27 protein-coding genes and 1 riboswitch are annotated in these 23,290 nt (G+C 32.5%); of the genes, 9 read left to right on the forward strand and 18 right to left on the reverse strand.

Going from position 1 to position 23,290, the window contains the following annotated elements:
• Positions 1-84 precede the first annotated feature (84 nt).
• The 4 genes from EG358_RS06235 to EG358_RS06250 are packed head-to-tail and all read left to right on the forward strand — an operon-like array spanning position 85 to position 3,396.
• The gene (locus EG358_RS06235; RefSeq protein WP_076561853.1) at positions 85-819 is read left to right on the forward strand and encodes a tetratricopeptide repeat protein; all 735 of its coding nucleotides are present in this window, start codon (positions 85-87) and stop codon (positions 817-819) included.
• Positions 819-2,552 (forward strand): BatD family protein, encoded by a 1,734-nt coding sequence (locus tag EG358_RS06240; protein ID WP_076561852.1) that lies wholly within the window; start codon positions 819-821, stop codon positions 2,550-2,552. The genes EG358_RS06235 and EG358_RS06240 overlap by 1 nt, the downstream gene beginning before the upstream one ends.
• 43 nt (positions 2,553-2,595) lie before the next feature.
• Positions 2,596-3,198, forward strand: coding sequence for a MarC family protein (locus tag EG358_RS06245; RefSeq protein WP_074229825.1), 603 nt, complete (start codon positions 2,596-2,598; stop codon positions 3,196-3,198).
• 3 nt (positions 3,199-3,201) lie between these two features.
• Complete coding sequence (locus EG358_RS06250; RefSeq protein ID WP_076561851.1) at positions 3,202-3,396, forward strand: hypothetical protein; 195 nt, start codon at positions 3,202-3,204, stop codon at positions 3,394-3,396.
• A 76-nt stretch (positions 3,397-3,472) separates the two neighbouring features.
• On the opposite strand, the gene EG358_RS06255 is transcribed toward EG358_RS06250, so the two are convergent.
• The 10 genes from EG358_RS06255 to EG358_RS06300 all read right to left on the reverse strand — a co-directional run bounded on the left by EG358_RS06255 (position 3,473) and on the right by EG358_RS06300 (position 12,208).
• On the reverse strand, positions 3,473-4,447 hold the full coding sequence (locus EG358_RS06255; protein ID WP_076561850.1) for a chorismate-binding protein: 975 nt from the start codon (positions 4,445-4,447) through the stop codon (positions 3,473-3,475).
• Positions 4,448-4,471: 24 nt separating this feature from the next.
• The gene (locus EG358_RS06260; protein WP_076561849.1) at positions 4,472-5,356 is read right to left on the reverse strand and encodes a hypothetical protein; all 885 of its coding nucleotides are present in this window, start codon (positions 5,354-5,356) and stop codon (positions 4,472-4,474) included.
• Between the two features lie 13 nt (positions 5,357-5,369).
• Entirely contained in the window at positions 5,370-6,464 is a 1,095-nt protein-coding gene (locus EG358_RS06265) for an RNA polymerase sigma factor (protein WP_076561848.1), read from the reverse strand.
• Between the two features lie 6 nt (positions 6,465-6,470).
• Complete coding sequence (locus EG358_RS06270) at positions 6,471-7,532, reverse strand: hypothetical protein (RefSeq protein WP_123890028.1); 1,062 nt, start codon at positions 7,530-7,532, stop codon at positions 6,471-6,473.
• Between the two features lie 51 nt (positions 7,533-7,583).
• Positions 7,584-8,048, reverse strand: a complete 465-nt coding sequence (locus EG358_RS06275; RefSeq protein ID WP_076561846.1) for a protease complex subunit PrcB family protein — start codon at positions 8,046-8,048, stop codon at positions 7,584-7,586.
• A gap of 63 nt (positions 8,049-8,111) precedes the next feature.
• Positions 8,112-8,570 (reverse strand): protease complex subunit PrcB family protein, encoded by a 459-nt coding sequence (locus EG358_RS06280; protein WP_076561845.1) that lies wholly within the window; start codon positions 8,568-8,570, stop codon positions 8,112-8,114.
• 117 nt (positions 8,571-8,687) lie between these two features.
• Complete coding sequence (locus tag EG358_RS06285) at positions 8,688-9,122, reverse strand: PaaI family thioesterase (protein ID WP_076561844.1); 435 nt, start codon at positions 9,120-9,122, stop codon at positions 8,688-8,690.
• A 105-nt stretch (positions 9,123-9,227) separates the two neighbouring features.
• The gene (locus EG358_RS06290; protein WP_076561843.1) at positions 9,228-9,827 is read right to left on the reverse strand and encodes a 1-acyl-sn-glycerol-3-phosphate acyltransferase; all 600 of its coding nucleotides are present in this window, start codon (positions 9,825-9,827) and stop codon (positions 9,228-9,230) included.
• Positions 9,828-10,139: 312 nt separating this feature from the next.
• Positions 10,140-11,867 carry a PspC domain-containing protein gene (locus EG358_RS06295; protein WP_076561842.1) on the reverse strand — a complete coding sequence of 576 codons (1,728 nt, stop codon included), beginning with the start codon at positions 11,865-11,867 and terminating at the stop codon, positions 10,140-10,142.
• A gap of 11 nt (positions 11,868-11,878) precedes the next feature.
• On the reverse strand, positions 11,879-12,208 hold the full coding sequence (locus tag EG358_RS06300; RefSeq protein ID WP_066681456.1) for a PadR family transcriptional regulator: 330 nt from the start codon (positions 12,206-12,208) through the stop codon (positions 11,879-11,881).
• A 296-nt stretch (positions 12,209-12,504) separates the two neighbouring features.
• Here EG358_RS06300 and EG358_RS06305 point away from each other — a divergent pair, with 296 nt between their 5' ends.
• From EG358_RS06305 to EG358_RS06315, 3 genes are all read left to right on the forward strand, one after another.
• Positions 12,505-13,200, forward strand: a complete 696-nt coding sequence (locus tag EG358_RS06305) for an XAC2610-related protein (protein WP_076561841.1) — start codon at positions 12,505-12,507, stop codon at positions 13,198-13,200.
• Entirely contained in the window at positions 13,178-13,768 is a 591-nt protein-coding gene (locus EG358_RS06310; protein ID WP_076561840.1) for an HD domain-containing protein, read from the forward strand. The genes EG358_RS06305 and EG358_RS06310 overlap by 23 nt, the downstream gene beginning before the upstream one ends.
• A gap of 74 nt (positions 13,769-13,842) precedes the next feature.
• On the forward strand, positions 13,843-14,073 hold the full coding sequence (locus EG358_RS06315) for a hypothetical protein (RefSeq protein WP_076561839.1): 231 nt from the start codon (positions 13,843-13,845) through the stop codon (positions 14,071-14,073).
• A gap of 116 nt (positions 14,074-14,189) precedes the next feature.
• Here the strand turns inward: EG358_RS06315 and EG358_RS06320 are convergent, their stop codons facing one another.
• The 5 genes from EG358_RS06320 to EG358_RS06340 form a co-directional block, all read right to left on the reverse strand.
• Positions 14,190-14,573 carry an acyl-CoA thioesterase gene (locus EG358_RS06320; RefSeq protein ID WP_074229813.1) on the reverse strand — a complete coding sequence of 128 codons (384 nt, stop codon included), beginning with the start codon at positions 14,571-14,573 and terminating at the stop codon, positions 14,190-14,192.
• Between the two features lie 113 nt (positions 14,574-14,686).
• Positions 14,687-14,863, reverse strand: a riboswitch (cobalamin riboswitch).
• Between the two features lie 77 nt (positions 14,864-14,940).
• On the reverse strand, positions 14,941-15,738 hold the full coding sequence (locus EG358_RS06325) for a hypothetical protein (RefSeq protein ID WP_228421438.1): 798 nt from the start codon (positions 15,736-15,738) through the stop codon (positions 14,941-14,943).
• A 34-nt stretch (positions 15,739-15,772) separates the two neighbouring features.
• On the reverse strand, positions 15,773-16,432 hold the full coding sequence (locus tag EG358_RS06330) for an ATP-binding cassette domain-containing protein (RefSeq protein ID WP_076561837.1): 660 nt from the start codon (positions 16,430-16,432) through the stop codon (positions 15,773-15,775).
• A gap of 327 nt (positions 16,433-16,759) precedes the next feature.
• On the reverse strand, positions 16,760-17,248 hold the full coding sequence (locus EG358_RS06335; RefSeq protein ID WP_076561835.1) for a YcxB family protein: 489 nt from the start codon (positions 17,246-17,248) through the stop codon (positions 16,760-16,762).
• A 132-nt stretch (positions 17,249-17,380) separates the two neighbouring features.
• On the reverse strand, positions 17,381-19,528 hold the full coding sequence (locus EG358_RS06340) for an endonuclease MutS2 (RefSeq protein ID WP_076561834.1): 2,148 nt from the start codon (positions 19,526-19,528) through the stop codon (positions 17,381-17,383).
• Between the two features lie 88 nt (positions 19,529-19,616).
• Here EG358_RS06340 and EG358_RS06345 point away from each other — a divergent pair, with 88 nt between their 5' ends.
• Entirely contained in the window at positions 19,617-20,126 is a 510-nt protein-coding gene (locus EG358_RS06345) for a GNAT family N-acetyltransferase (protein WP_076561833.1), read from the forward strand.
• 171 nt (positions 20,127-20,297) lie between these two features.
• Entirely contained in the window at positions 20,298-20,939 is a 642-nt protein-coding gene (locus tag EG358_RS06350) for a uracil-DNA glycosylase (protein ID WP_076561832.1), read from the forward strand.
• A 15-nt stretch (positions 20,940-20,954) separates the two neighbouring features.
• On the opposite strand, the gene EG358_RS06355 is transcribed toward EG358_RS06350, so the two are convergent.
• The 3 genes from EG358_RS06355 to EG358_RS06365 all read right to left on the reverse strand — a co-directional run bounded on the left by EG358_RS06355 (position 20,955) and on the right by EG358_RS06365 (position 23,172).
• Positions 20,955-21,434, reverse strand: coding sequence for a hypothetical protein (locus EG358_RS06355; protein WP_076561831.1), 480 nt, complete (start codon positions 21,432-21,434; stop codon positions 20,955-20,957).
• Between the two features lie 6 nt (positions 21,435-21,440).
• Entirely contained in the window at positions 21,441-21,932 is a 492-nt protein-coding gene (locus EG358_RS06360; protein WP_076561830.1) for a DUF456 domain-containing protein, read from the reverse strand.
• A 61-nt stretch (positions 21,933-21,993) separates the two neighbouring features.
• Positions 21,994-23,172, reverse strand: a complete 1,179-nt coding sequence (locus EG358_RS06365) for a carboxypeptidase regulatory-like domain-containing protein (protein WP_076561829.1) — start codon at positions 23,170-23,172, stop codon at positions 21,994-21,996.
• Positions 23,173-23,290 lie beyond the last annotated feature (118 nt).

Below are 23,290 nucleotides of genomic sequence, written 5' to 3' on the forward strand. Positions count from 1 at the left end.
TTCAGTTTTTCATTGAATACTTTAACCCAATTTTAACAAATAAGACGCTGTTTCTTAACATATAAAGGGATAATTTTGCAAGAGATGAATACTAAAATTGTATTTTTAGCGTTATTGTTTGCTTTTTCGTTCTCAAGTGCATTATTTGGGCAGGAAAGTTATAAGACTTTAGTCTTTGAAGGCAACAAAAAATTTAATGCTAATGATTATGATGGCGCTTCTTCAAAGTATATGGAAGCTATAAAATCAAACTCTGGTGATTTTACAGCACACTATAATTTGGGAAATGCTCTGTACAAAAGAAAAATGTATCAGGAAGCGAAAGAAGAATATGCAAAAGCAGAAAAACTTTCTCAGACTTTACCGGATAAAGCGGCAACGCTTCACAATTTGGGAAACACAATGATGCAGATGAATCAGCCGGATAAAGCAGCTGATTATTACAAACAATCTCTGAAGCAAGATCCTTACAATGAGGCGACCAGAAAAAACTATGAGATTGCTAAGCTGAAGCAGAAAGAAAAAGAGAGAAACGACAGCAAGAAGGACAAAAGCTCCGGTAAAAACGGAGGCGGAGAAGATAAAAACAAAGGAGAGAAAGGAGATTCTAAAAATCAACAAAAGGATCAGGGTGAGGGTCCTCAACAAAATAAAGGTGAGGAAAACAAACCCCAAGGAAAAGGCGGCGAAGGCAAACTTCCAAAAGAATTAGAAAAAGCCATCCTTGATAGTATCAACGGCAGAGAGAAAAAAACTGCCAAAAGAATTTTAGACGAAAAATCTTATTCAAAGCCGCAAAGCAACGAGAAAGATTGGTGATGAAACAAAAAATTATTTACGCAATATTTACCCTCATATCTGTAATTTCTTACGGACAGGTACAGCTGTCTATGAAATCTGATAAAACGGATTACAACGGTAAAGAAGTCGTAAATCTTACGATTGTTTTAGAACTAAATGGAAATAATCTGGAGCAGAAGAGTAAAATCATGCTTCCGGATCTGTCGAAGTTTAATATGATCGGTAGCGGATCATTCAATCAAATCGTTAACGACTCCGATACAAACACGGCAATCGATCAATATATCACGAGAATTGCGCTTGAGCCCAAACAAAAAGGGAAAGTAAGAATTGGTTCTGTCTTGGTAAACGTCAATAATAAAATCTATAAAACTGAACCTTTTGACATTTTCATAAAAGATATTGAGAAAAAACCAGTCGCAAATCTTGCCAACGATGTTTATCTCAATATGGAAATTGAGGATCGCGAAGTGTATCAGGATCAGCCTACAATAGCTGTTTTGCGTGTTTATTCCAAAAATATCGACAACCTTAGAAGAGTAAAAAATATAAGGCTTCCACAGCAGGAAAACCTCAATGTACATGCAGTAAGTTTAAAAAGATCAGAGATAGATCCTTCCGGTTACGCCAATATGGCATCACAGGTTTTGGCTGTTTTTATGGTGTTTCCAAACGAGTCGGGTTACGTAGAAGTTCCTTCGGTTTCTGCTTCGGTAAATACTTTTTCTACCAAAAGCAAGATAGCTTCCAATAAAGTAAGGCTGAATGTAAAAAAACTTCCCGAAGGCTCACCTCAGTCTTTTAAAAATGCAGTAGGTAATTTTAAAGTGGATATTTATTGCCCGACAAAAGAAAAAATTGAAGCTAAAAAACCTGTTAATGTAACGGTGAAAGTATCTGGTGAAGGTAATCTTGCTGACATGAATCTTCCGAAAATTGAAGAATCTCCCGATTATGAAATTTTTGCGCCCAAAATTACTTCACGCTTAAATCCCGGTCTTACAGGAATGAAAGGGGAAATTTTGGCTAAATATATCTTGATTCCCAAAAAAGCAGGTGAACTGATCGTTAAAACAGAAGCTTTTGCTTTTTTCAATCCGGCGGAAAAAGAATATGTAAATCTTGGACAGGAAAAACTAGGTTTAACGGCCTTTTCGCATGATCAGGTTTTAGAAGCGAGATCTACCGTAGAAAAAGTAAATGAATATACCAATACCTTTCTGGAAACCGTTGACAGCCCAGTGTTGAAAACTACTTCTTTTAAAGTGAAAGAGAAAAGTAAATTCAACTGGAATGTGCTTTTTGTGAATATTGCTATATTAATTGGCTTATTCATCGCCTATATCTTGTTTAAATATTGGCAAAAAAAACAAACTATAATTAAAGAAAAGCCAACTCCGAAACCGCTGGGTTCTGTCGCTGAAACAGAAAAAGAAATCAGAGAAAGTTTAAACACAGATATCAGTGATTATTTTGCATATCTTGAAAATCTGAAAATTTCAGGTGATTATCCTAAGTTTTTTGAAACATTTGATGAAATGGATGCGGAAGTGAGAAATCAGTATTTTCAAAGTTCTAAAGAGGATTTTAAAGTATTCCTTGAAAGACAAAATGGAAGTTCTGTTGCTGAAAGCTATCAGGAATTGTTGCAAAAAGTGCAGATTGAGAAGTATTCTCCTATCACCTCAGAAGATTCTATAAACGATCTGTTAAAAGATATTGTTAAATTATATTCTCTTATTAGTAAATAATCATTTTTTATTTATATTTTTGCGAAATTAATAATCGTAAGAAATGGAGGTTTTCAACAGTTTCTCTTTTAAAGAAGTAATTACCAGTTTCATGGTACTTTTCGCGGTCATCGACATCATCGGTTCGGTTCCGATTGTGGTAAGCTTGCAACAGAAATTCGGACAAATCGAAGCCGGAAGAGCATCAATTACAGCCGGATTGATTATGATTGTTTTTCTTTTTGTAGGAAACAAGATCTTAAAATTCATCGGTGTAGATGTCAATTCATTTGCTATTGCAGGTGCTTTTGTTATTTTTATCATTGCACTTGAAATGATTTTGGGGATTGAAATCAACAAAACGACCGAAGCAAAATCAGCCTCAATTGTTCCTATTGCATTTCCTTTGGTTGCAGGTGCCGGAACTTTAACGACAACTTTATCTTTAAGAGCAGAGTTTCATGATATTAACATTATTTGTGGGATCATTCTCAATACAATTTTCGTATATTTGGTGCTGAAATCTGCGAAGTGGATCGAGAAGAAAATGGGAGAGGCGTCTTTGGCAATTCTTCAGAAAGTTTTCGGAATTATTCTACTGGCAATTTCAATTAAATTATTTACCGCAAATTTTGCGCAGCTGGTGCAGAATTATATAAATTTTTAAATCATGCAGAAGTTTTATAAAGTATTTTTAATCGTATTTATCGTAATTATCGCTATCAATACGTATGCAATAGACTGGAATTCAGATATTACATCTGAAGATAATGTTAAATTTTTAATTTCAATCGCTTGTGGATTGTTGGGTGTTGGTTTACTTTTCATCCTTAATACTTGGAGCAAAATAGGAGCGAAGAAGTAATTCTTTGCACATAAATATAAAAAACCTCTTTCGTTTTGAAAGAGGTTTTTTATTGGTCTAAAAATGATGATAATTATTAAATTACAACCAAATTTTTAAGTACAGCTTGAGATTTTAGCTCAGTTTCCTGCCATTCTTTTTTAGGATTGCTTTGAGCGGTAATTCCACCACCTACAAAGAGATGAACTGAGTTTTTATATAACCTTGCACAACGTAAATTCACAAAATATTGTATGTAATCTTCTGTTTCAATCTTGATGTAACCTGCATACAGTTCACGAGGGAATTTTTCAACTTTTTCAATAATTTCTCTGCAAAAATCCTTTGGAATACCACAAACTGCTGGCGTCGGATGAAGTTCCTTAATAATGGAATCTAAATCTTCAGGATTGATTTTTATTTTAAAATCAGTTTTTAAATGTTTGATATTTCCAGAAATATGATCGTACGTTTCAGATTCCTGAACTTCGCTCAGAGTGGCATATTTCGTTAAAGTATTTCTAATGTAAGATGAAACAGGCTTCTGTTCCTCAATCTCTTTTTCAGTCCATTCTTCAGACACAGGAATTGTTCCTGCAATACTCATGGTTTCAAATTCGTGAGTCGATTTATTGAATTTTCCTAAAACTTCGGAAAAAGCACCCATCCATGAGGTTTCGCCATCGAAAAACAGATATTTGAATGCATTAGGATAATTTCTACAAAGGTTGTTGAAACTTTCTTTTAAATTTATTTCAGTAAAACCAGTTAAAATTTTTCTTCTGGAAAGAACAAGTTTCGGAAGATCATTTTCTTTGATTATTTGAATGACTTCTTCCAGTTTTTGCAAATATTCTTCTTGAGTTTCTGCAATAAACTGAGATTCATCTTTTGGTAAAATTTCAGAAGTGATTTTTAAATTTTCAAATTCCGTAATGTTTTTTTTAATGATTTTTCCGGCAATATCAATTCTTTCAGCATTATTAAAAGAGTGAAAATTGATTGAATTAGTGTTAGAATTTTCGTCCGTAGAGTAAAGTTGTTCGTCAAAAGGAAATTTGAAATAGATCATAATTTTGAATCTTTCAGAAAACCATTATTTAGAAATAAAATAAGAAATTCCTAAACTGATTTTTCTTTCAGCAAAGGTATTATTAGTCTTAAAAATGTCAAAATCAAATGAAGAGTTTTTTAAAGAAAGATTTTTGATTTTATAGTATTGATATTCCAGATCAATCAAGAATCTGCTGAATATTTGATATTGTAGACCTAAAGAAAATCCGAAATTGACTTGATTGCTTTTAAAATAATCCAGTTTATTGAGAACATTATTTTCAGGAACTAAAAACTGCATTTTATAATTATTTTTATTCGCTAAGAAGCCAACAAACAGACGGAGATTTTTCCATTCGTAAATTGCTTTTAATTGCAAAATATATTCAAAATGTTTATTGTTAAATCTTTGAAAGAGTAGAGGTTGGTCGTCTTTAGAAAAGTAAAAACCGTCGAGGTAAGTTTCTTCTTTATTGGCATCCAAATCAAACGTAGAATTCCAAGAATAGATATTTGCAGAAAGCATTAATGAAAAATTCGGATCGATAATGCTTTTAGAAATCCATATTCCTAAGTTTTGTCCAAACTGTTGATTTTTATCAGAGATATTTTCTGCCCAACTTGCTTTTTTTACACCAATTCCTGCATAAATTCCGTATTGAAATTTATTGACTGAAATTTTATTTAATTGTTCTTCAATTTCTTCTTTATTTGTGTTTTGTGGAATGCTTTTTATTTCTTTTGCCTGAATTTCAAGAGAAGACAGCATCAGTTTTGCAGGTTTTAATTTTATTGCTTTTTCCAGATAAATAGTATCGTATACAATCACTTTTTCATACACGTAAACGGTGTCTGTTTTTTTGCGTTGAGCGAACGTAGAACTAATGAAAATAACAGAAAAAAGTAAAATTATTTTTCTTAAAAGCATGGTTGGTTTAGTTTTATCTTTCTATAAAAATAGTATCTCTTTGAATTATTTTTTTTACAACAATCACTTTGTGAGAAACAGTTTCAGCAGAATCTTTTTTTGTTATAGGCTTTGAATATACTAAGTTTTTTGTTTTAATGGAATGATTTTCTTGCTTTAAATCTTTGTTGATTTCTACATCTGAGTTTTGCACCGGTTTTACATTTTCTAAACCTTTATTTGAAGATAATTCTTTTGAAATATTTGCATTGCTTTGATCAATTGTTACAACATTTTCAACGGGTTTAAAATTAGTAATATTTGAATTAAATGTTTTGCTTAAAGAATTTTTAGGACTAAAAAATAAAATTGAACCAACGATAATAATGAAGAAAGTAGTTCCGATAATTGCTTTCTCTTTCCAAAAATTTTGGGTTGATGAAAACGAAATAGTATTTGAATTAATATCAGAAGGAATTTCAAAATTTTTCGATGGTGAAATAACAAAATCCGAAAATTTACTTTGAAAATTTTGAGCCCACAACAAGCCACCAAATCCAAGAAAAACTAAAAGCTGAGCCGTTTTATTTTTCGGAGTTTCATTGTTGACAAAATGTGTAATTAAATAGCTTTGAATCGATTTTTTAGCTCTCATCAAATGAGATTTTGATGTATTGACTGGAATTTCCAATAGACTTGAAATTTCTGCGTGAGAATAGTTTTCGATATAATATAAATTGAAAACCGATTTGTGGTGTGAAGGTAAACTGTCAATAGATTTCAACAGTTCTTCTCTCGTAAAATCATATGCTAAAATGTGTTTTTTTTCGTCGGTTACAGATGTTGTCATTTCGGTCAATGTATCTGGGATTTCTGATGGTTCGGTGGTGATAAAGGTGTCTTTATTGGTTTTTCTGATGAACTGTAATGCGTTATTGACAACAATTTTTTTCAGCCAACCAAAAATTGCCTTCTCGTCTTTTAACTGATGATTTTTCTGAATCGCTGTCATAAAACTGTCCTGCACAATATCTTCCGCATTCTGAAGATCGGTGATATATCTGCGACAAATCCCCAAAAGTTTTGGGGAATAGTTGAGATAGATTGTTTGCCAGTTGAGTTTTTGCATATCAAATCAATCAACATAAATTGATAAAAGATCTTCTACATCCGAAGCTGAAATTGGAGTTATTGGTTGGTTTTGAACCTCGATATTGTTAATAAAAACTTTAGCTAAATCTCCAAAATTTATTACCTCTTTATATCTGATCATGTAAATTTGTTGGTTCTTGACATGGAATTTGCCAATTCTGTTATAGCCATTGGGATCATTTATTTGTACTAAAGTATTATTTTTATAATAAAAATTAGTTCCTATATAATACTTGTCATTGCCTTCCCAAATAACATTCAATATTTCCCCTGGAGGATTTGTGGGTAATTGTAAAATCGTATTTGTATGTATATTTTTTAGATATTGTTGATTAGTAAATACATTTTTAATTAAAGCATATATTCCTGTATTGTCTGAATGATAGCTTTTAATATCAGAATTATTATCTATAGATAAATATACATTGTTTTTAAAAAAACCTGTTTCCCACGTAAGAGGATTATATTGATAGTTTTTTCTAATGCTAAAGTAAATTTCATTATTTATTAAATCATAAGATGTAGGAACAGTTATATTATTATCATTTGAAATAAGAGTTTTGATACCATTTTTCCAAGAATAATAACTTGTTGTAGAAAGTGTAGAAGAAGAATTATAAATTGTAATATAACCTGAGAAATATATATTGCCATTCTCCACTATCATTTTAGAATTTATTCCAAAATTACTGTTTGGACCTGGATTGGGAACATCTTCTAAGTATTCATCCAAATTGTACCTAATGCCATTTTTCCATAAGTAATGGTGTTTTGATGGTAAATTTAAAGTGTATTCACTCGTCATTGATCCGAACACATAAATGTTATTGTTTTCGGCAATTATTTGATGGGCATACAATCCGCTGCCATTTTGTAAAATAACTTTTTGACCATTTTTCCAATAGCAAGCTTCATTATTTTCTGCTCCAGCAATATATAAATTTACTGAATTAATATTTTTCTCAAGCCCTTCATCCATATCGTTTTCCCGGCAAGAAAATACAAACGTCAGGAATAAAATAAATGGTAAAATTAAATTTCTCATGGTCATTCTTTTCTTATAAGATGTGGAAATGTAAAAAGGTTGCAGTAGATTTTAACTAAATATCACAGGTTTTAAAATTTTAGGTATTTTCACAATGTGATAAGGTTGGGTGACAACTGTTGTTACGTTTCCCTGAAGTAATTTTTCAACATCAATCTCAATATTTTGCGGATTTTCTTCAACGGTTATAATATCAACGGAATGTCCACCGTTTGGATAAACTGCATCAATAACAACAATTACCATAAACTGATTAAAATCGATATTTGTTTCTGTAAAACCTGCCGAAGGATGATTGTTTTGACCGTCTATTTGACTTAGAAAGTTATTCCATTGTGTTGTGTTTGTAATCACTGTATTTTGTTGGGCAGCGTAATTTCCCGTCAAATTTCCTTTTCCAATCAACTGAAAATTAATTTGGTTTTTATTCTCCAATGGTTCATCATCATGATTATTACGACAGGAAATCGTAACAAAAAAGATGGAACATAGTAAAAGGAGTAAATGTTTTTTCATGATATATAAATTTAAGGGTTTCTTTATATAAGATGAGAAAAAATAAAAAGGTTGCAGGAGGCTTTAATTAAATATTAAAGATTTAGCGGTTTTAGGAATTTTCACAATATGATAAGGCTGAGTGATAAAAGATGTGACGTTCCCCTTTAATGATTTTTCTACATTGATAGTAATATACTTAGGGTATTCTTCTATTTTTGTAATCTCGATTGAGTGTCCACCGCTTGGATACGTTTCATCTACTACAACGATAACTATAAATTCGTTAAAATCAATATAAGTTGTGATAAAACTAGCAGAAGTTTGATAAGTTGTGCTGTCTATTTGATTAAGAAAATTATTCCATTGTATAGAGTTTGTAATAATAGTGTTTTGAGGATTAACATAATTTCCTATCAAATTTCCTTTTCCAATCAATTGAAAGTTAATTTGATTTTTATTCTCAATGTTTTCATCATCATTACGACATGAAGTTACAATGAATAATACGGAATATAACAGAATAATTAAATGTTTTTTCATACTGTGTAAATTTATGTTTTTCAATCACATAATAAATGAAAATCTAAAAATTTTGTTGTAACATAGTAAAAAAGACTCAAAAATTTGAGCCTTTAAATTTTATTTAAAATAAATTTCTTATCGGTTGATAATCGTATTCGTCATCGTTGTATGATTAATCAATTGACCTTTTTCATCACGAATTTCAATCTCGGAAACGTGCATCGTTTTTCCTTTTCTGATAAATCTTGCTACAGCAGTCACAATACCATCTTTTTTGCTTCTTAAGTGATTGGAATTAATGTTGGTTCCCACCCCAAAATATTTGCTTCCGTCAATAAAAATATTAGAAAGACTAGAACCCATTGTTTCCGCTAAAACACAGCTCGCTCCACCATGCATAATTCCGAAAGGTTGATGGATGTTTGGTGTAACAGGCATTGTTGCAGTCAGCGTTTCGTTTTCAATATCAATATCGATAAAATGAATACCAATCGTTTTCGCAAAAGTTTCTTCACCCCAGTTATTGATGAATTCTAATATTTCTTCTTTCGTTTTATCTTTTGTGTACATATTTTTATGTGTAATAAGTAATTTTTTAAAGTAAAAAGTAAAAAGTAAAAAGTAAAAAGTAAAAAGTAATTTTGCTCCTAACTCCTAACTCCTAACTCCTAACTCCTAACTCCTAACTTCTTCAACGTCATTTCCCATAATATTCGGATTCCAGTTTGCCGGAATTTTTGGACCGATATCATTTTTAATATAATAATCCTGAATTTCCTTCATTACTTCAGCAAAACTTGCCGTTTCCAATCTCTCGTAAGGAATTTGATAACCTAAGTAAACAATATTTCTTTTAAAATCACCCGCTGCCAAAACAATAGGAACTTTTGCTGCTAAAGCCATGTGGTAAAAACCTTTTCTCCATTTCGGAACCCAGCTTCTTGTACCTTCCGGTGTAATCACTAAGCTGAAATCATCTTTTTTGAACTCATTAGCCACAAAATTAATAAGATCGTTTTTCTGACTTCTGTCGATACCGATTCCACCTAAACCTCTTACTACTGAACCGTACCAGGCTTTAGTATGAGCGTCTTTAATGATAATTTTAAGTTTTTTTCCTAATTTCCAGTAGGCTAAGTTTCCCAATAGATATTCCATATTATGGGTGTGTGGTGCAACAACAAGAATGCAACGGTCTAGATTGCTTACATCGCCCTGCAGAACGACTTTCCAACCCAGAATTTTTAGCATTAGACTACCTATTAGCTTTTTCATGTAATTTTATATTTAAAACAAAAAAGTATAACCAAACTTTGGTTATACTTTACAAATATATTGAAATATTGTCGCTCTTAAAATAAACTGCTGATTAAATCTGCGATTTTTACTGCAATTTCTAAAACTACTTGTACCATGGCTTAAATTTTTTTCGTGTTTGTTTTTATAGAATCTGGATATACAAATATAAAGCTTTTTTTGAGATAAAACACTTTCTATTGAAATTTTTTGTAAATTTTTGAGAGAAGAAGAGTGTGAATTTCAAACGGTTGTCTTTCATCCACACCTTCTAACACTCTCAGAGGTTACTTATTTAGTTTTAATAGAAATTTCTTTATCGCCGTCTTTTATTTTGATATTTTTTATCTCGGTTTCTTGTTGCTTGATGATGTTTTTGATAGAGTCTATCTTTTTCTTGGCATCTCTTTCGGCAACTTTTACTCCGTTGATGATTACGCTGTCTTTATCATCCGAATTGTATTCGATGGTAGAACCGTTGATTGAAATTTTGTTTTTTTCAATGCTTATGTTCCCTTCTTCATTGTCATCAGATTCTTCGTTATCATTAATACCGTTATTATCCAGGTCTCCTTTGAAATCTATCCCGTGATCTTTTACAGGAATTACAATCATATTTTGAGGAATTACCAGTTCATAATCAATGTGATAATCTCTGAATCTGTGGTCATACGGGTATTTAATAAAATTCGGAAGTAATACTTTATTACCGGAAATTTCTACAGGAACATTTACATTCAATGGTATATTATATCCTTTTGCCTCTTTTTTGATGATCAGGTAAGGTGTTTTTACATTTTCCTTTCTTGTCACTTCTACATAAATGTAATCTTTGTTGTACACCGATTTTTTATCTGAATAGATGTCGTCATCATATCCCGTAAAGTTCTGGGGAATAGAAATTTGTTTTACATCTACATAAAGACTGTCTGATGTTGTGTTGATTGCAATTTCTTCAGTATCTTCTTTATGACCTTTAAAAAGCATTTCTCTTTTTGCCATACTCACTCCGAAGAATGTTCCTAAGCCTATTACTGCTAAAAATAATACTCCTAAAACCCAACCGATATTTCTCAACTTAGTTTTTGGTGAGAAGATTTTAATGCTCAAAAGGCTGAAAAGTATAGCCGGTATCAAAGATCCAATGATAATTAATGCTGCCAAAACATTGTAAAGGCCATCATCATCAAAAAGGAATTTCATTTCATTCGCTCCTGGAAAATTAGAATCAATTCCAAATAAACCGAATACTACAAATACACCGATGATGCTGCTTATTGCCATGAAGGCGAAAAATGCACCGATTATATATTTGAAAACATTCCAGATTCCGTTTCCTGCATTGTTGATGTACGGTTTGTTTTCGATGAAAATTTCACCCGCTCTTGTACTTGTTTCGTTGGCAAACTGTACAATTTTGCTTGATTCTTCTTTTAGATTATCAAAATTTAAAGGCTTTCCCTTCATTTTTAGAAAATCTGAAGCAGATTCAGCTTTTGGTAAAACAGCCCAAAGAATAAAATACAGAATAATTACAAGAAAAGATGATCCCGGTGCAACCCATAAGAATAAAAATGCACCCACCCAGATCAATCTCATCCAAGAAATTTCCATTCCGGAATATGCTGCTAAACCAGCACAAACCCCTGCAATTTTCTGATTTTCAGGATCACGGAACAATTGTCTTTTATCTGTATAGGTTGTTCCTGTAGAATTGTTTTTATTTGAGTTTGTATTTTTTTCAGAATAATAAGCTTCTTCCTGCTCTTCGATCTTTTCTGGTGTACCAATCTGTGCAATTACCCTTTCTACATCACCGTCGTTGATTACTTCACGTTTTCCTAAAGAATCTCTGAAGATTTCAACCATTCTTATTTCTATATCGTGAATTACCTCATCAGCTTCAGAAATATCCAAAGCGCTTCTAAGAGCATTCAGATAATCGCTAAGCTTTATGTATGCGTGTTCTTCTATGGTAAAAGAAAAACCTGCGAGTCCTATTGAGAGTGTCTTGTTCATAGCTTTTGTTTTTAAAGTTTTTGGGTAATTTGGTTTACAGAATCTGTTAATTCTTTCCAGGTTATTTGAAGTTCAGATAAAAACGTTTTGCCTTTTTCTGTAATTTGGTAATATTTTCTGGGAGGTCCTCCTGTAGATTCTTCCCATCTGTAAGAGAGAAACTCTCCATTTTTCAATCGGGTTAAAAGAGGATAGAGGGTTCCTTCCACGACATCCAGTTTTCCTTTTTTCAGCTCGTCTATCAAATCAGAAACGTACATTTCGCGATTATTGATAAGGCTCAAAATACAGAATTCCAGAATCCCTTTTCGCATTTGCGCTTTGGTATTTTCGGTATTCATCTTTAATAGGTTTTTGTTATTGAGTTATATAATTTTCAGATTTCGGTTCCTAGCTAGATGAACCTATTCCGATTTTACATTACAAAGATATGTAATTAAAATGGTAATATGCAATACAAAGTAGTGAAATTATTTTTAAAAATAAATTAAAGTATTGATAATCAATTAAATAATTTTAATTAGCAATTAGGTATTATTATTAAATAGTAGAAATAAACTGATTTTTTGAGCTTAAATTTTTATATTTGTTGTAGATTTTTCAGCTTTTCTTTTGAAAAATTATAAAAACTATTACCATGAATTACAGCAAATTTCTAATGACATATGTTCTTTTAGGAGGACTTTGTAGTGCGCAAAATATTTTTGAGTTGAGAGATGTTTCCAAAAGCTTTAATGTCATCGTTACTATTGAAACCTGTAATGAGAATAAATGCAACGGGAAGGCTACTGTAGATCTTTATGATAAAGGTATTTCCAGGAAATATCAGACTTTATTTTCGGACGATTTTTATTTAGATTTAAATGAAAGCAGCAAACCTGTTTTTGATTCATTGAAAAATTCAGTTGTTTTTGATGATTTCAATTTTGACGCAACTGAAGATGTTGCCATTAGAAACGGAAACAGTAATCATGAAAGTCCTTTTTATGAGGTATATTTGAATAATACTTCTACACAACGGTTTGTTTTGAGTGATGAGTTGACGAATTTGGTGCATTCAAATTCCGGAATATTTAAAATAGATCAAGAACATAAAAGAATTGTAGCCTATCAAAAAAACGGATGTTGCTGGAATCTTACATCAGAATATCTGTTCGTTCCCGAAAGGGGAATATTGAAGGTATTAGAATTTGAAGAAGATACAAGAGATCCTGAAAAAGTAAAAACCGTAAAAAGAGAATTTATAGATTACAAGTGGTTTGCAAAAACAACAATCTATCCCAGAGAACGATATTTTAAAGAAGAAATAAATGAAAATACAGAAAGAAATTGATTTTATTCTCGCAGTAGATGCACTGAAAAATGTGCAGAGAAGAAATTATAATGCAGATGATTCCAGAAGAGAAAACACAGCAGAACATTCGTGGCAGATTATTATTCTGGCTCAAATTCTTTTTCCGTACGCCAAAAACAGAGCCGATATCGATTTGTTGAGAGTCATCAGAATGCTTTCCATTCATGATTTGGTTGAAATTGAAGCAGGCGATACTTTTCTTTTTGATGAAGCGGCAATGGTTGGCAAATTTGAAAGAGAAAAACAATCCGCTCAGAATATTTTTGGAATCTTAGATGAACCAATTCGCTCAGAATTCTTCAACCTATGGCTTGAATTTGAAGAAGAGCAAACTCCCGATGCTATTTTTGCATGCGCAATCGACAGAATTATGCCTTTCATTCTAAATTCTCATACTTCAGGGAAAAGCTGGACGGAAGCTAAAGTAACAGAGTTGCAAATCAGAAAAATGCTTGAAAATGCAATCAGCAGAGCTTCTGATGAAATGGGGGAGGCTTTTCATTACCTAATGAATCTTAATCTAGAATCTGAAAAAGTAATAAAGTAACAAAACATATTATTAAAATTAAAAGAACTTTTGAATTTTGGTCTGCAGATTGTTTTTAATTTACAAAAAATGTCATGCAAACAAAAGATTACAGCAGAGAAGAATTACAATACCATCAAAGTGAAAACAATTATACGCTTATCGTTCCTAAGAAATTTCTCAGTGCTAAAGATATTATAGTTAAGAAAAAAAATTCTGACGGAAGCTTTTCTAATGCTGATGTTGAAGTAAGAGATGAAGAAAATCATATATTGATTATCACGACCATTCCTATAGACATCCGTTTGGAAATTTTAGAGGAATAAATTGGTTGTTTTTACAATTTTTCAGAGTTTCGGCGGGCTTTTGGCCCGCCGAAACTCTGAAAAAAAACATTGAATTTCAATTGATTTCGGCAACCGAAGGTTGCCGAAACCTCTATTTATAGTATTTGAATTGGTTTCTTAAATTCGTCAATCGCTACAAAAGTAAAATCTCCTACAATTGCCTTTTCTCTTTCGTAAGAATACATTTGCTCGGTGTAGATCTCAACATTCACTTTCATACTGGTTTTTCCAACATGCGAAACTTTTCCGATTAATTCCACAATCGTACCTGCAGGAATTGGTTTTTTAAAATCAATTTTATCGCTGCTTACGGTTACCACTCGTTTTCTGGCAAATCTTGTTGCGGTAATAAAGGCAACTTCATCCATCAATTGCATGGCTGTTCCTCCAAAAAGGGTATCGTAATGATTGGTAGTATTAGGGAAAACGGCTTTAAAAATTCGGGTTTCCGATGATTGAATTCTTTCTTCTGTAGTCATATTTCATTATAAATTAAAGCGAAAATGAAATAATATTGAAACCAACAGAATTATTCAGGAACATGAAATTCCTGAAAAAGCCATAAGATCAATAAACTTCAAATCGCGAAAGTTTTTGTCTAAAGAAATAGGCAGGTCTCCTGACTTGTAACATCTTTATTCCTTCCCATGCTTTGCACAGTGGCTTTTTATAAAGACTTCGGTTACTTACAGTTGCGCGACAGTTCGTGATTTTCACACGATTCCCTTTTAATCTGCGGTTAAACAGAACCAGTTTCTCGAAAAATAGTAGCATAAAGCGGTACGCCAAAAGCTAATGACTTTTCGGTTGCAAAAATAAGAATAATAAAAAGAATATTTGTAAAAATTATTCAGGGTTGCTATAAATAATCTGGCTGATCGCTTTTCCTTCCTTAATGGTCCAGAAAGTCGTGTATCTGTGCTCTCCCGAACCATTAATCATATAAAGAAAAATATGATCATCATCGATTGAAGTTACACCCATATTGTCAAAATCCATCGTTGGATTAAACATATTTTTAATCGCTTCTCTTACGAAAACAGAGCCTCTTCCGGGCTGCTGTACACGAACTGATTTTATTTCCTTTAAATCTTCAGGAAGCTCTTTTCCGAGTCCCCAGGTTTTTTGTTTGTCGATTTTAACGATATTTCCTTCCGCATCCTTTTCCTGTTTTTTGAATTTTGCGCTTGAAGGATAAATGTCAATCACCACTTTCGTTCGCTGAGCGGTTGGTATTTTCTGATTATTGTTGTCTGTAAAAGTGATCGATCTACCGTTTTTAGATAATACCGGAGTGAACTTCGGAAGCTGATCGATAAATGCAATACGGCTTTTGTTCACCATTCCTTCTTTATTAAGACTGTCGTATCGTACGAAAGGCTTTGGGAGCTCTTCTTTTTCAGGATATTTTATCCATATCCATTCAGTTTCTCCGGGAGCGGGTTTTACATACACAAAAACGTCTCCTTTTTTCATTCTGATTTTATCAACAATTTTACGGTAATCTTCTTTGTGTACACGCACCATTGCATAGCCTTCCTCGGCTTTTACCACGCCAAAAGGAACTTTATTCTGAGCATTAACCAAACTAAAAGAGAAAATACAAAATACCGATAAATAGATTGCTTTGTGGATGAAAGTCATGATGAAAAGAATATTTATAGTTCAAAGATATAAATTAAATAGTTGTAGGAAGATAATTAAACCTTTTCAATTCTGTTAAATCTTTGATTGGCTTTAAATGAGTATCCGAAAGAAGAAAAATATTGTCTGAAATATCTAAAACGTCATGATATTGATGATCTGAAATGATAAAACCTTTGTCAGTTTGTTGTTTGATAATTGTTTTTATTTCGGTTACTGTTTTTGGCGAAAGGCTGTGAAAAGGTTCATCCAGTAAAATGAATTCAGCTTTGGAATAAATAATCAACAAAACTTCAACAATTCTAAGCTCTCCTCCGGAAAGTGTATTTGGGGTTTCATTTAAAAATGGTTGAATGAATTTTGATTGAAAAATTTTCGCATTATTTTCTTTAGCACAAAACAAATCAATAAGGTTTTTGATCTTTATATTCTTCGGTAAAAATGGATGTTGAGGTAAATAAGCAATTCTATTTTTCCTGTCGGGCTGATTTTGTAAAATTATATCGTTGAATTTTATATATTGAGTATCACCTTTTATCGTTCCAAAAATAATTTGAAATAAAGTTGATTTTCCGGAACCATTTCTTCCCAAAAGACCACAAATATTTCCGGTTTCACAGCTTAAATAAATATCTTTTAAAATATCTTTTTTACCAAAAGATTTTGTAATACTGTCGATATGAAGCTTGCTCATAGAATAACAGAAATAAGTTTTAAAATAATACTAAAAGCAACTGTTATCATCCAAAATGATATTCTTGAAAACCCAAAATTAGCATAGAAATGATATTCGTTTTTAAGTCTTAATTCATAAATAAAATATTGCATCAACGGGAAAATAAATAAAAATCCAAAGCTGAAGGTTTCAAAATTTATTCCCGCAGGAATGGATGTCAATAAAGAAAACAAAACTGCCGGAATAAGAAGTTTTCTGTAAAAAATCCACAATACTTTTAAATTGATAAGCATATTCAAAAATAGAAATAAAAAAGAGAGCAATATAAGGTTGCTCTCTTTTAGTTTAATTATTTAAAAGCTTTGCTTTTACATTACTTTTTTTAATCATGTTCCTCAGTTCTGAAATCTGACTGTCGGAAAAGTATTTTTTCGGAATCATATTCATCGTTGTTTTACTTTGATAAATCAAAAGCCAATCCTTGGTTTCTTTAATCTTGTAGACTGTATTCCAGGCGAAATCTCCTTCGAAAGTTTCGCCCTTTGTCTGAACTTTTTCTTCAGTAAAAGTATAAATGATTTCTTCCTGAATTTTCTTGTTAGAAAAAAATGCATTCTTCAAACGGAAATAAGAACGGATGATGATAAAAACAAATACAGCAGCAAACCAAATCGATGCAGATTGTAAGATATTCTGCGTATCGTTCTCAGTATTATAAAGATTCAAAACCAAAAATATCAGGATAATGAAAGAGAAAATAATAATTCTCGGCAATGAACTTTTAATATTAAAATTCAAAAATTCCTTAAATGTAATATGAGTTTTTACAGTCATTTAAAAGTAATAATCAATAAAATAATTTATAAATCACCTGCATATTCAAGCTTAAGCGACTTGTTCGCAACTCTTTGCTTCTTAAAATATTAAAAGTAGAAGATAATCTTTGCGTTGAAAATTAATTCAAAATTAAATCCTTTCTAATTCGTCCGCATCAATCATCGTCTTAAAAGTACCGTAATTTACCGTCACTTTATTTCTCGAGATTTTCTCAATCGTTCCCACACTCGTACTTCCGGTAATTCTCACGCGTTGACCTTCTTTCATCCAGACAGCTCGGTCAGATTTACGTTTTTCCTCAATCTTTTCGTTAGTTTCCGTAATTTTTTCGATCACATCTTCCTTCTTCAATTGTTGCGTAATTTTTCTTTTTACGACCTGCAGACGCTTAGATTCATCTTTGTCAGCTCCAATTTTTCTGAATTTTTCCTGCTCCAAGATCTTTACAAAATCTTTCACCACATCTTTCCTCGATTTTCCTTTCACATAGCTGTCGATAAAGGCTTCTATCTTGCTTCCGAACTGAAGTTTTCGGTGTTCATCTTCATATAATTTCTGGAAATTGAATAACTTTTGCTGCAACTGCTCATTTAGTTTTTGCAAATTATCACGCTTGTCTTCCACCGATTCTTTTCTTTCTGCAAGATCAGTTTTCAGTTTTTCAACTTCGTATTTTTCCTGTTGAAGTTTTACAATCGTTTTATCTAAATTCACGATATCATGTTCCACTTTTTTCTTCGCAGAATGAATGATAAATCGTGGGATTTTATTCTTTTCAGCAACTTCAAACGTAAACGAACTTCCTGCTTGCCCGACTTCCAGTTTATACATCGGTTCCAAAGTTTCTTCATTAAATAGCATCGCTGCATTTTCTGCGTTGGGAAGTTGTTCTACAACCAGTTTGATATTAGTATAATGCGTTGTAATAATCGCAAAACTTTTCTTGTCATAGAAAAACTCTAAGAAACTTTCTGCCAAAGCGCCACCTAGCTCAGGATCAGAACCTGTTCCGAATTCGTCGATCAGTAAAAGCGTTTCGCCATCAGCTTCACGGATGATTCCGCCCATTTTCTTTAATCTTGACGAATAGGTCGATAGATGATTTTCAATAGATTGATTGTCACCAATATCGGTCATGATCTTATCAAAGAAAAACATCTCAGATTTCGGATGAGTAGGAACTAAAATTCCGCTCTGAATCATTAGTTGAAGTAGCCCAACAGTTTTCAGAGTAATCGATTTTCCACCGGCATTGGGTCCGGAAATACAGATGATTCTGTTGTGCTCCGTTAAAGCCAATGTTTGTGGGAAAATAGTTTTATTTTCTGCTTTATTTCTTAAAAACAATAATGGATGAAAAGCATCTTTTAATCGTAAGGTTTTGTGGCGGTTTATTTTAGGTAAAATTCCGTTGATTTGCTCAGCAAACTTTGATTTGGCTCTCGTTAAATCAAGGTCAAAAATATACATCTGATATCTCCAAAGCTGAGGTTGAAATTCGGCCAACTCTGCCGTTAATTTTCTCAGAATTTTGTCGATTTCCTTTTTTTCCTCTTCCTGACTTTCCTTAAGTTTAAAATGATGTTTTACCACAGAATCCGGCTGCATATACGTGATAGAACCTGTTTTTGAAAGTCCTAAAACTCTTCCTGCAACTCTTTTTTTGTATGCTGATTTTACGGCTAAAACTCTTTGGTCATCAATAATTGTTTCTCGAATATCATCCAGAAATTCACTTTGTCCGTAATTGAACAAAGCTCTGTTGAAATTTTCTGTAATTGCTTTTTTAGCATGCTGAATTTCAGTTCTCAACTCTTTTAAAATCGGGGAAGCTTCACTTTTAACTTCGCCAAAACGGTTGAAAACTTTATCAATTTTATCAATGATTTCCTTTTTGTATTCAAGTGCAGCAACATCCTGAATCAAATTGGGAAAAGTTTCGGGCATCGTCGGAAAAAACTTCTGCAGTTTTCCGATCTGTTCCGTAAGCGTTTTTATTTTGATAAAAGCTACGTTTTCCAATCGATAATTTTCGATCAGCATCAACTTTAGTTCATTTTCGATATCTTCATATTCGTCAAACGGAACTGCATTCGAACTTTCAAAACTTGATAAATACTCGGAAGTTTTTTTTAATGAAACTTCAGCTTCATCAATGTTCATCGGGCGAAGTTCAAGAATTTTATCTCTCGTTTTCGGAGAATATGCAAAAGGAGCAATTTCCGCGAGCAATTGCGGAAACTCTAATTCGTCTAAATCTTCTTTATTTATATACACAATGCAAAGATAATTAATTTGGAAATGAATTAATTTGAGAATTTGAAAATTAGTTTAACTTCAAATACGTTTTTACTACATTTGAAATATGAGAATAGAAACCGAACGATTAATTCTTAAAGAAATCAATGAAAATCACGCAGAGGATATTCTGAAAATTCGGAGCAATGAAGAAATCAATAGATTTTTAAAGAGAAATCCGCCACAAACGAATTATGAAGCGCTGAGCTTTATTTTAACGATAAAACAACGAACTGCAAACAAGGAAACATTTTATTGGGGAATCTCTTTAAAAAATCATACAAATCTTATCGGAACAATATGTTTATACCGATTTTCTGAAGACCGTAAAGAAGCCGAAGTCGGGTATGAACTGTTGCCTGATTATCACAGAAAAGGAATCATGTCTGAAGCTTTGAAAGCTGTTTTGAATTTTGGTTTTAATGAATTATATTTAGATGAAATTTTAGCTTTCACCAACAAATTCAATGAAAATTCAAAGTTACTTCTTTTAAAACATCAATTTATTTTGGAAGAGGGGAGAGCGGATGAAGGTTTTCCTGAGAATTTGGTATTTAGCCTGAGGAAAAATATGTGATTTTGTCATTTCTGACAAAGGAAGAATCTCAATTCTAATCATTAATTTTGCTAATAGATTCTTATTACGCTTTGCTTCATTCAGAAATCTAAGATTGAACGAAGTCAATGACAGTTTAGCATAAAAATTGAATTTTAAGATTAACCCGTTCTCAAATTTTAAATTGAAATCATGACCTGGACAGAAGTTTTAGCACCTATAAAAAGCACCGAATACTTTACCCAACTTTGGGAGAAAGTAAAACAGGAATACGCAACTACAAAAGTATTCCCTCCAAAAAATCAGATTTTCAGAGCGTTGGAATTAACGGCTTTTGAAGATGTGGAAGTTGTGATTATTGGTCAGGATCCTTATCATAACGATTTTCAGGCAAATGGTTTGTGTTTTTCAGTTTCAGAAAAGGTAACGGCACCGCCTTCACTTAAAAATATTTTCACCGAATTAAAAGATGATATTGGTGTGGAGCGAACTTCAAAAGAATTAGACGATTGGGCTAGACAGGGAGTTTTGTTGTTGAATGCAACGTTAACCGTTCGTGCTCATTCTCCGAACTCTCACAAAGATTTAGGTTGGGAAAAGTTTACCGATTTTATCATTAAAGAAATTTCAGATAAGAAGGAAAATGTAGTTTTTGTTTTGTGGGGAGCTTTTGCACAGAAAAAAGCCGAATTGATCAATCCGGCTAAGCATTTTATTTTAAAATCTGCGCATCCCTCGCCCTTTTCTGTATACAGAGGTTTTTATGGAAGTAAACCTTTTTCGAAAATCAACGAATATCTGGCATCAAAAGGTAAGAAAGCGATCTCTTGGTAAGGTTGTAAGGTTGTTTTAATTATTTTCTTTACTGATCTCAATTCCTATTCTGTATTTTCCGGAAAGCGATTTTGCACTGTTTTCTGACGTCGGATGAGGTGTAATTTCTTTTAAAGAAATGGTATATCCGTTGAATGATTGCGTTTTGTGATAATCTTTTCCCTTCACTTCTGTAGTTGAAAATTGAAAGGTCATTGGTCTGCTTGTGGTGCTCATCAATTCTACATTAGCAACGGCAACTCCCGCCCAGACACATTGTGTGCCTTGAGGACAACGGCTGTCTTCTGCAATATTCTTGAACGTTACATTCATTTGAAACTCTGGCAAGAATTTATTTTCTCCCTCGTTGAAGTAAATAATTTTGCCTTCGTTCTTGGTAGGAATAGTATTCACAACGGGTGTTTGATTGTTTACAGCTTGTTTTTTCGCTTCTTTCTGCGCATTGCAATTTATTAAGCTAATAAAACTTAGGCCGACTATTATACTTCTATACATTTCTATTTATATTACATTAACGATGTCTAAAATTACAACTAAAAACATTGCAATTCCAACGACTAAACTAAATCCTGTTCCGTAGATAAAGCCAATGAAAGCTCCTTTTGTTGATTTTAAAGCTTTATTCATGTCTTTACTGTCGTGTAAAAGTTCACCGATAAAAACTCCGGCAAACATTCCTACCAAAAATCCTAAAGGAATTGGAAGAAATATTCCAACAATGGTTCCAATAACCGAGCCGATGCTTCCCCAGCGTGTTCCGCCATATTTTCTATTGGTTTTTGCTGGAATTATATAATTTAAAACTGCCGAAGCAAGCGTCAGAATAACGAATGCCCAAATATAGATCATCGAAAGATCAGAATCTGTTCCGTATTTATAAATTAATAATCCGGCAAGACTTAAGACTAGCCCTGGTAAAACAGGTAAAAAAGTTCCTAAGATTCCCAGAATAAGCAAGACAATACTTAAAAACGTAATGATTGAATGATCCATATTTATTTTAATAAAAAAGTGACTTAAAAGCCACTTTTTATGTATCAATTTTTAAGCCGATTTATAGATTCAGAATAACGTACTGTAGAATTACTCCTGCGTTACCAATGTTTCCTGAAGCATGATTGTGGAAACTTGTGTAATAAATGTAGCCACTGTTTGTTGATCCCGAACAAGGCCCTACAGTTGCCCCTAAAGCCACCAGATAAGGAACTGTAATGGTAGGGACAGAAATACTGATCTGAATATTTCCCGGAAGTGTAATACAAACGGTTGTAAATGTAGAATTTGGAGCATTACCAATTGGAGTGCTTGGAATTCCTGTTGCCGTAAAATGATTGGTTCTGATCATTAAAGCATTATTGGATGAGGTTTCTTTTACTAAAACTTCCCAATAAGCAGGATCGTAATTTGTGATTTTTTGCCATGAACTTAAATCAAAATCAATATTAACAGTATTAAATCCTAAAGCTGTTGATAATCCTGCATTGTTTACGGTTGCTGCAACTATTCCTGAAGTTCCTGTATTTTTTGAACATAACTTTGTGTCCGGAACAAATCCTCCGGCAAGCGAACAGTTGCTGGTATTGTCTGTTCCGCCAACCAAATAAGAAACATCCCAATCTGAAGCGTAGATACTTCCGCCGTTGGCAACAAAAACAGCTAAATTGGCATCTATTGCAGGATAAAGTGATTGATTCACACTGTAATTTCTTGAACCGCAATTCAGAAAGATAATATCATACTGAGCAATTGTATTGATGTTGGCAAGGTCTGCATTGGTGATTTCGGTAGCGTTATAACCTAAAGTCTGGATAATGTCTTCAATTTTATCATAGGTTCCTTTTACATAGGCTATTTTTGCAACCTGATTTAGTTTAGTTTGGTCTGCATTCAGATTTACAGTTTCATTATTTTTTACGGTAGCTGCAATTTGAGTACGGAAATTACTACCGTCACCGGTTTGAATATGAATCCTTTGATTTCCGGCTGGAGCTTCTAAGGTAAAATTGCCGTCTGCATCAGAAGTGGTGTAATAAATTTTGTATTTTTCATCAAAAGTAAAAACTGATGCTCCGCCGATGGGCTTGGTACCATTTTGGGACATCACTTTTCCAGTAAGTTTGCCGGTTTTGATAGTGTTATCAATTGTTATTTCGGCAGGTATTTCAGAATCTGATCGGCATGATCCAAATGATAAAAGAATGATGAAGATCAATAGTAAGTTGAAGTTTTTCATAAGATTATAGTTTTGTGGTTTAGAATACTAAATTAATGAATTTATTGTTAATTTGATTTTTTTATTGAATATATTTTATGTAATTGCTATTCATATTAGTTTAATGTTGTCAAAAATT

It is taken from the genome of Chryseobacterium indoltheticum, assembly GCF_003815915.1.
GTDB lineage: Bacteria > Bacteroidota > Bacteroidia > Flavobacteriales > Weeksellaceae > Chryseobacterium > Chryseobacterium indoltheticum.

Coding starts and splice junctions, on each gene's coding strand:
- EG358_RS06235 (WP_076561853.1), top strand. CDS start 85: ATGAATACTAAAATTGTATTTTTAGCGTTATTGTTTGCTTTTTCGTTC.
- EG358_RS06240 (WP_076561852.1), top strand. CDS start 819: ATGAAACAAAAAATTATTTACGCAATATTTACCCTCATATCTGTAATT.
- EG358_RS06245 (WP_074229825.1), top strand. CDS start 2,596: ATGGAGGTTTTCAACAGTTTCTCTTTTAAAGAAGTAATTACCAGTTTC.
- EG358_RS06250 (WP_076561851.1), top strand. CDS start 3,202: ATGCAGAAGTTTTATAAAGTATTTTTAATCGTATTTATCGTAATTATC.
- EG358_RS06255 (WP_076561850.1), bottom strand. CDS start 4,447: ATGATCTATTTCAAATTTCCTTTTGACGAACAACTTTACTCTACGGAC.
- EG358_RS06260 (WP_076561849.1), bottom strand. CDS start 5,356: ATGCTTTTAAGAAAAATAATTTTACTTTTTTCTGTTATTTTCATTAGT.
- EG358_RS06265 (WP_076561848.1), bottom strand. CDS start 6,464: ATGCAAAAACTCAACTGGCAAACAATCTATCTCAACTATTCCCCAAAA.
- EG358_RS06270 (WP_123890028.1), bottom strand. CDS start 7,532: ATGAGAAATTTAATTTTACCATTTATTTTATTCCTGACGTTTGTATTT.
- EG358_RS06275 (WP_076561846.1), bottom strand. CDS start 8,048: ATGAAAAAACATTTACTCCTTTTACTATGTTCCATCTTTTTTGTTACG.
- EG358_RS06280 (WP_076561845.1), bottom strand. CDS start 8,570: ATGAAAAAACATTTAATTATTCTGTTATATTCCGTATTATTCATTGTA.
- EG358_RS06285 (WP_076561844.1), bottom strand. CDS start 9,122: ATGTACACAAAAGATAAAACGAAAGAAGAAATATTAGAATTCATCAAT.
- EG358_RS06290 (WP_076561843.1), bottom strand. CDS start 9,827: ATGAAAAAGCTAATAGGTAGTCTAATGCTAAAAATTCTGGGTTGGAAA.
- EG358_RS06295 (WP_076561842.1), bottom strand. CDS start 11,867: ATGAACAAGACACTCTCAATAGGACTCGCAGGTTTTTCTTTTACCATA.
- EG358_RS06300 (WP_066681456.1), bottom strand. CDS start 12,208: ATGAATACCGAAAATACCAAAGCGCAAATGCGAAAAGGGATTCTGGAA.
- EG358_RS06305 (WP_076561841.1), top strand. CDS start 12,505: ATGAATTACAGCAAATTTCTAATGACATATGTTCTTTTAGGAGGACTT.
- EG358_RS06310 (WP_076561840.1), top strand. CDS start 13,178: ATGAAAATACAGAAAGAAATTGATTTTATTCTCGCAGTAGATGCACTG.
- EG358_RS06315 (WP_076561839.1), top strand. CDS start 13,843: ATGCAAACAAAAGATTACAGCAGAGAAGAATTACAATACCATCAAAGT.
- EG358_RS06320 (WP_074229813.1), bottom strand. CDS start 14,573: ATGACTACAGAAGAAAGAATTCAATCATCGGAAACCCGAATTTTTAAA.
- EG358_RS06325 (WP_228421438.1), bottom strand. CDS start 15,738: ATGACTTTCATCCACAAAGCAATCTATTTATCGGTATTTTGTATTTTC.
- EG358_RS06330 (WP_076561837.1), bottom strand. CDS start 16,432: ATGAGCAAGCTTCATATCGACAGTATTACAAAATCTTTTGGTAAAAAA.
- EG358_RS06335 (WP_076561835.1), bottom strand. CDS start 17,248: ATGACTGTAAAAACTCATATTACATTTAAGGAATTTTTGAATTTTAAT.
- EG358_RS06345 (WP_076561833.1), top strand. CDS start 19,617: ATGAGAATAGAAACCGAACGATTAATTCTTAAAGAAATCAATGAAAAT.
- EG358_RS06350 (WP_076561832.1), top strand. CDS start 20,298: ATGACCTGGACAGAAGTTTTAGCACCTATAAAAAGCACCGAATACTTT.
- EG358_RS06355 (WP_076561831.1), bottom strand. CDS start 21,434: ATGTATAGAAGTATAATAGTCGGCCTAAGTTTTATTAGCTTAATAAAT.
- EG358_RS06360 (WP_076561830.1), bottom strand. CDS start 21,932: ATGGATCATTCAATCATTACGTTTTTAAGTATTGTCTTGCTTATTCTG.
- EG358_RS06365 (WP_076561829.1), bottom strand. CDS start 23,172: ATGAAAAACTTCAACTTACTATTGATCTTCATCATTCTTTTATCATTT.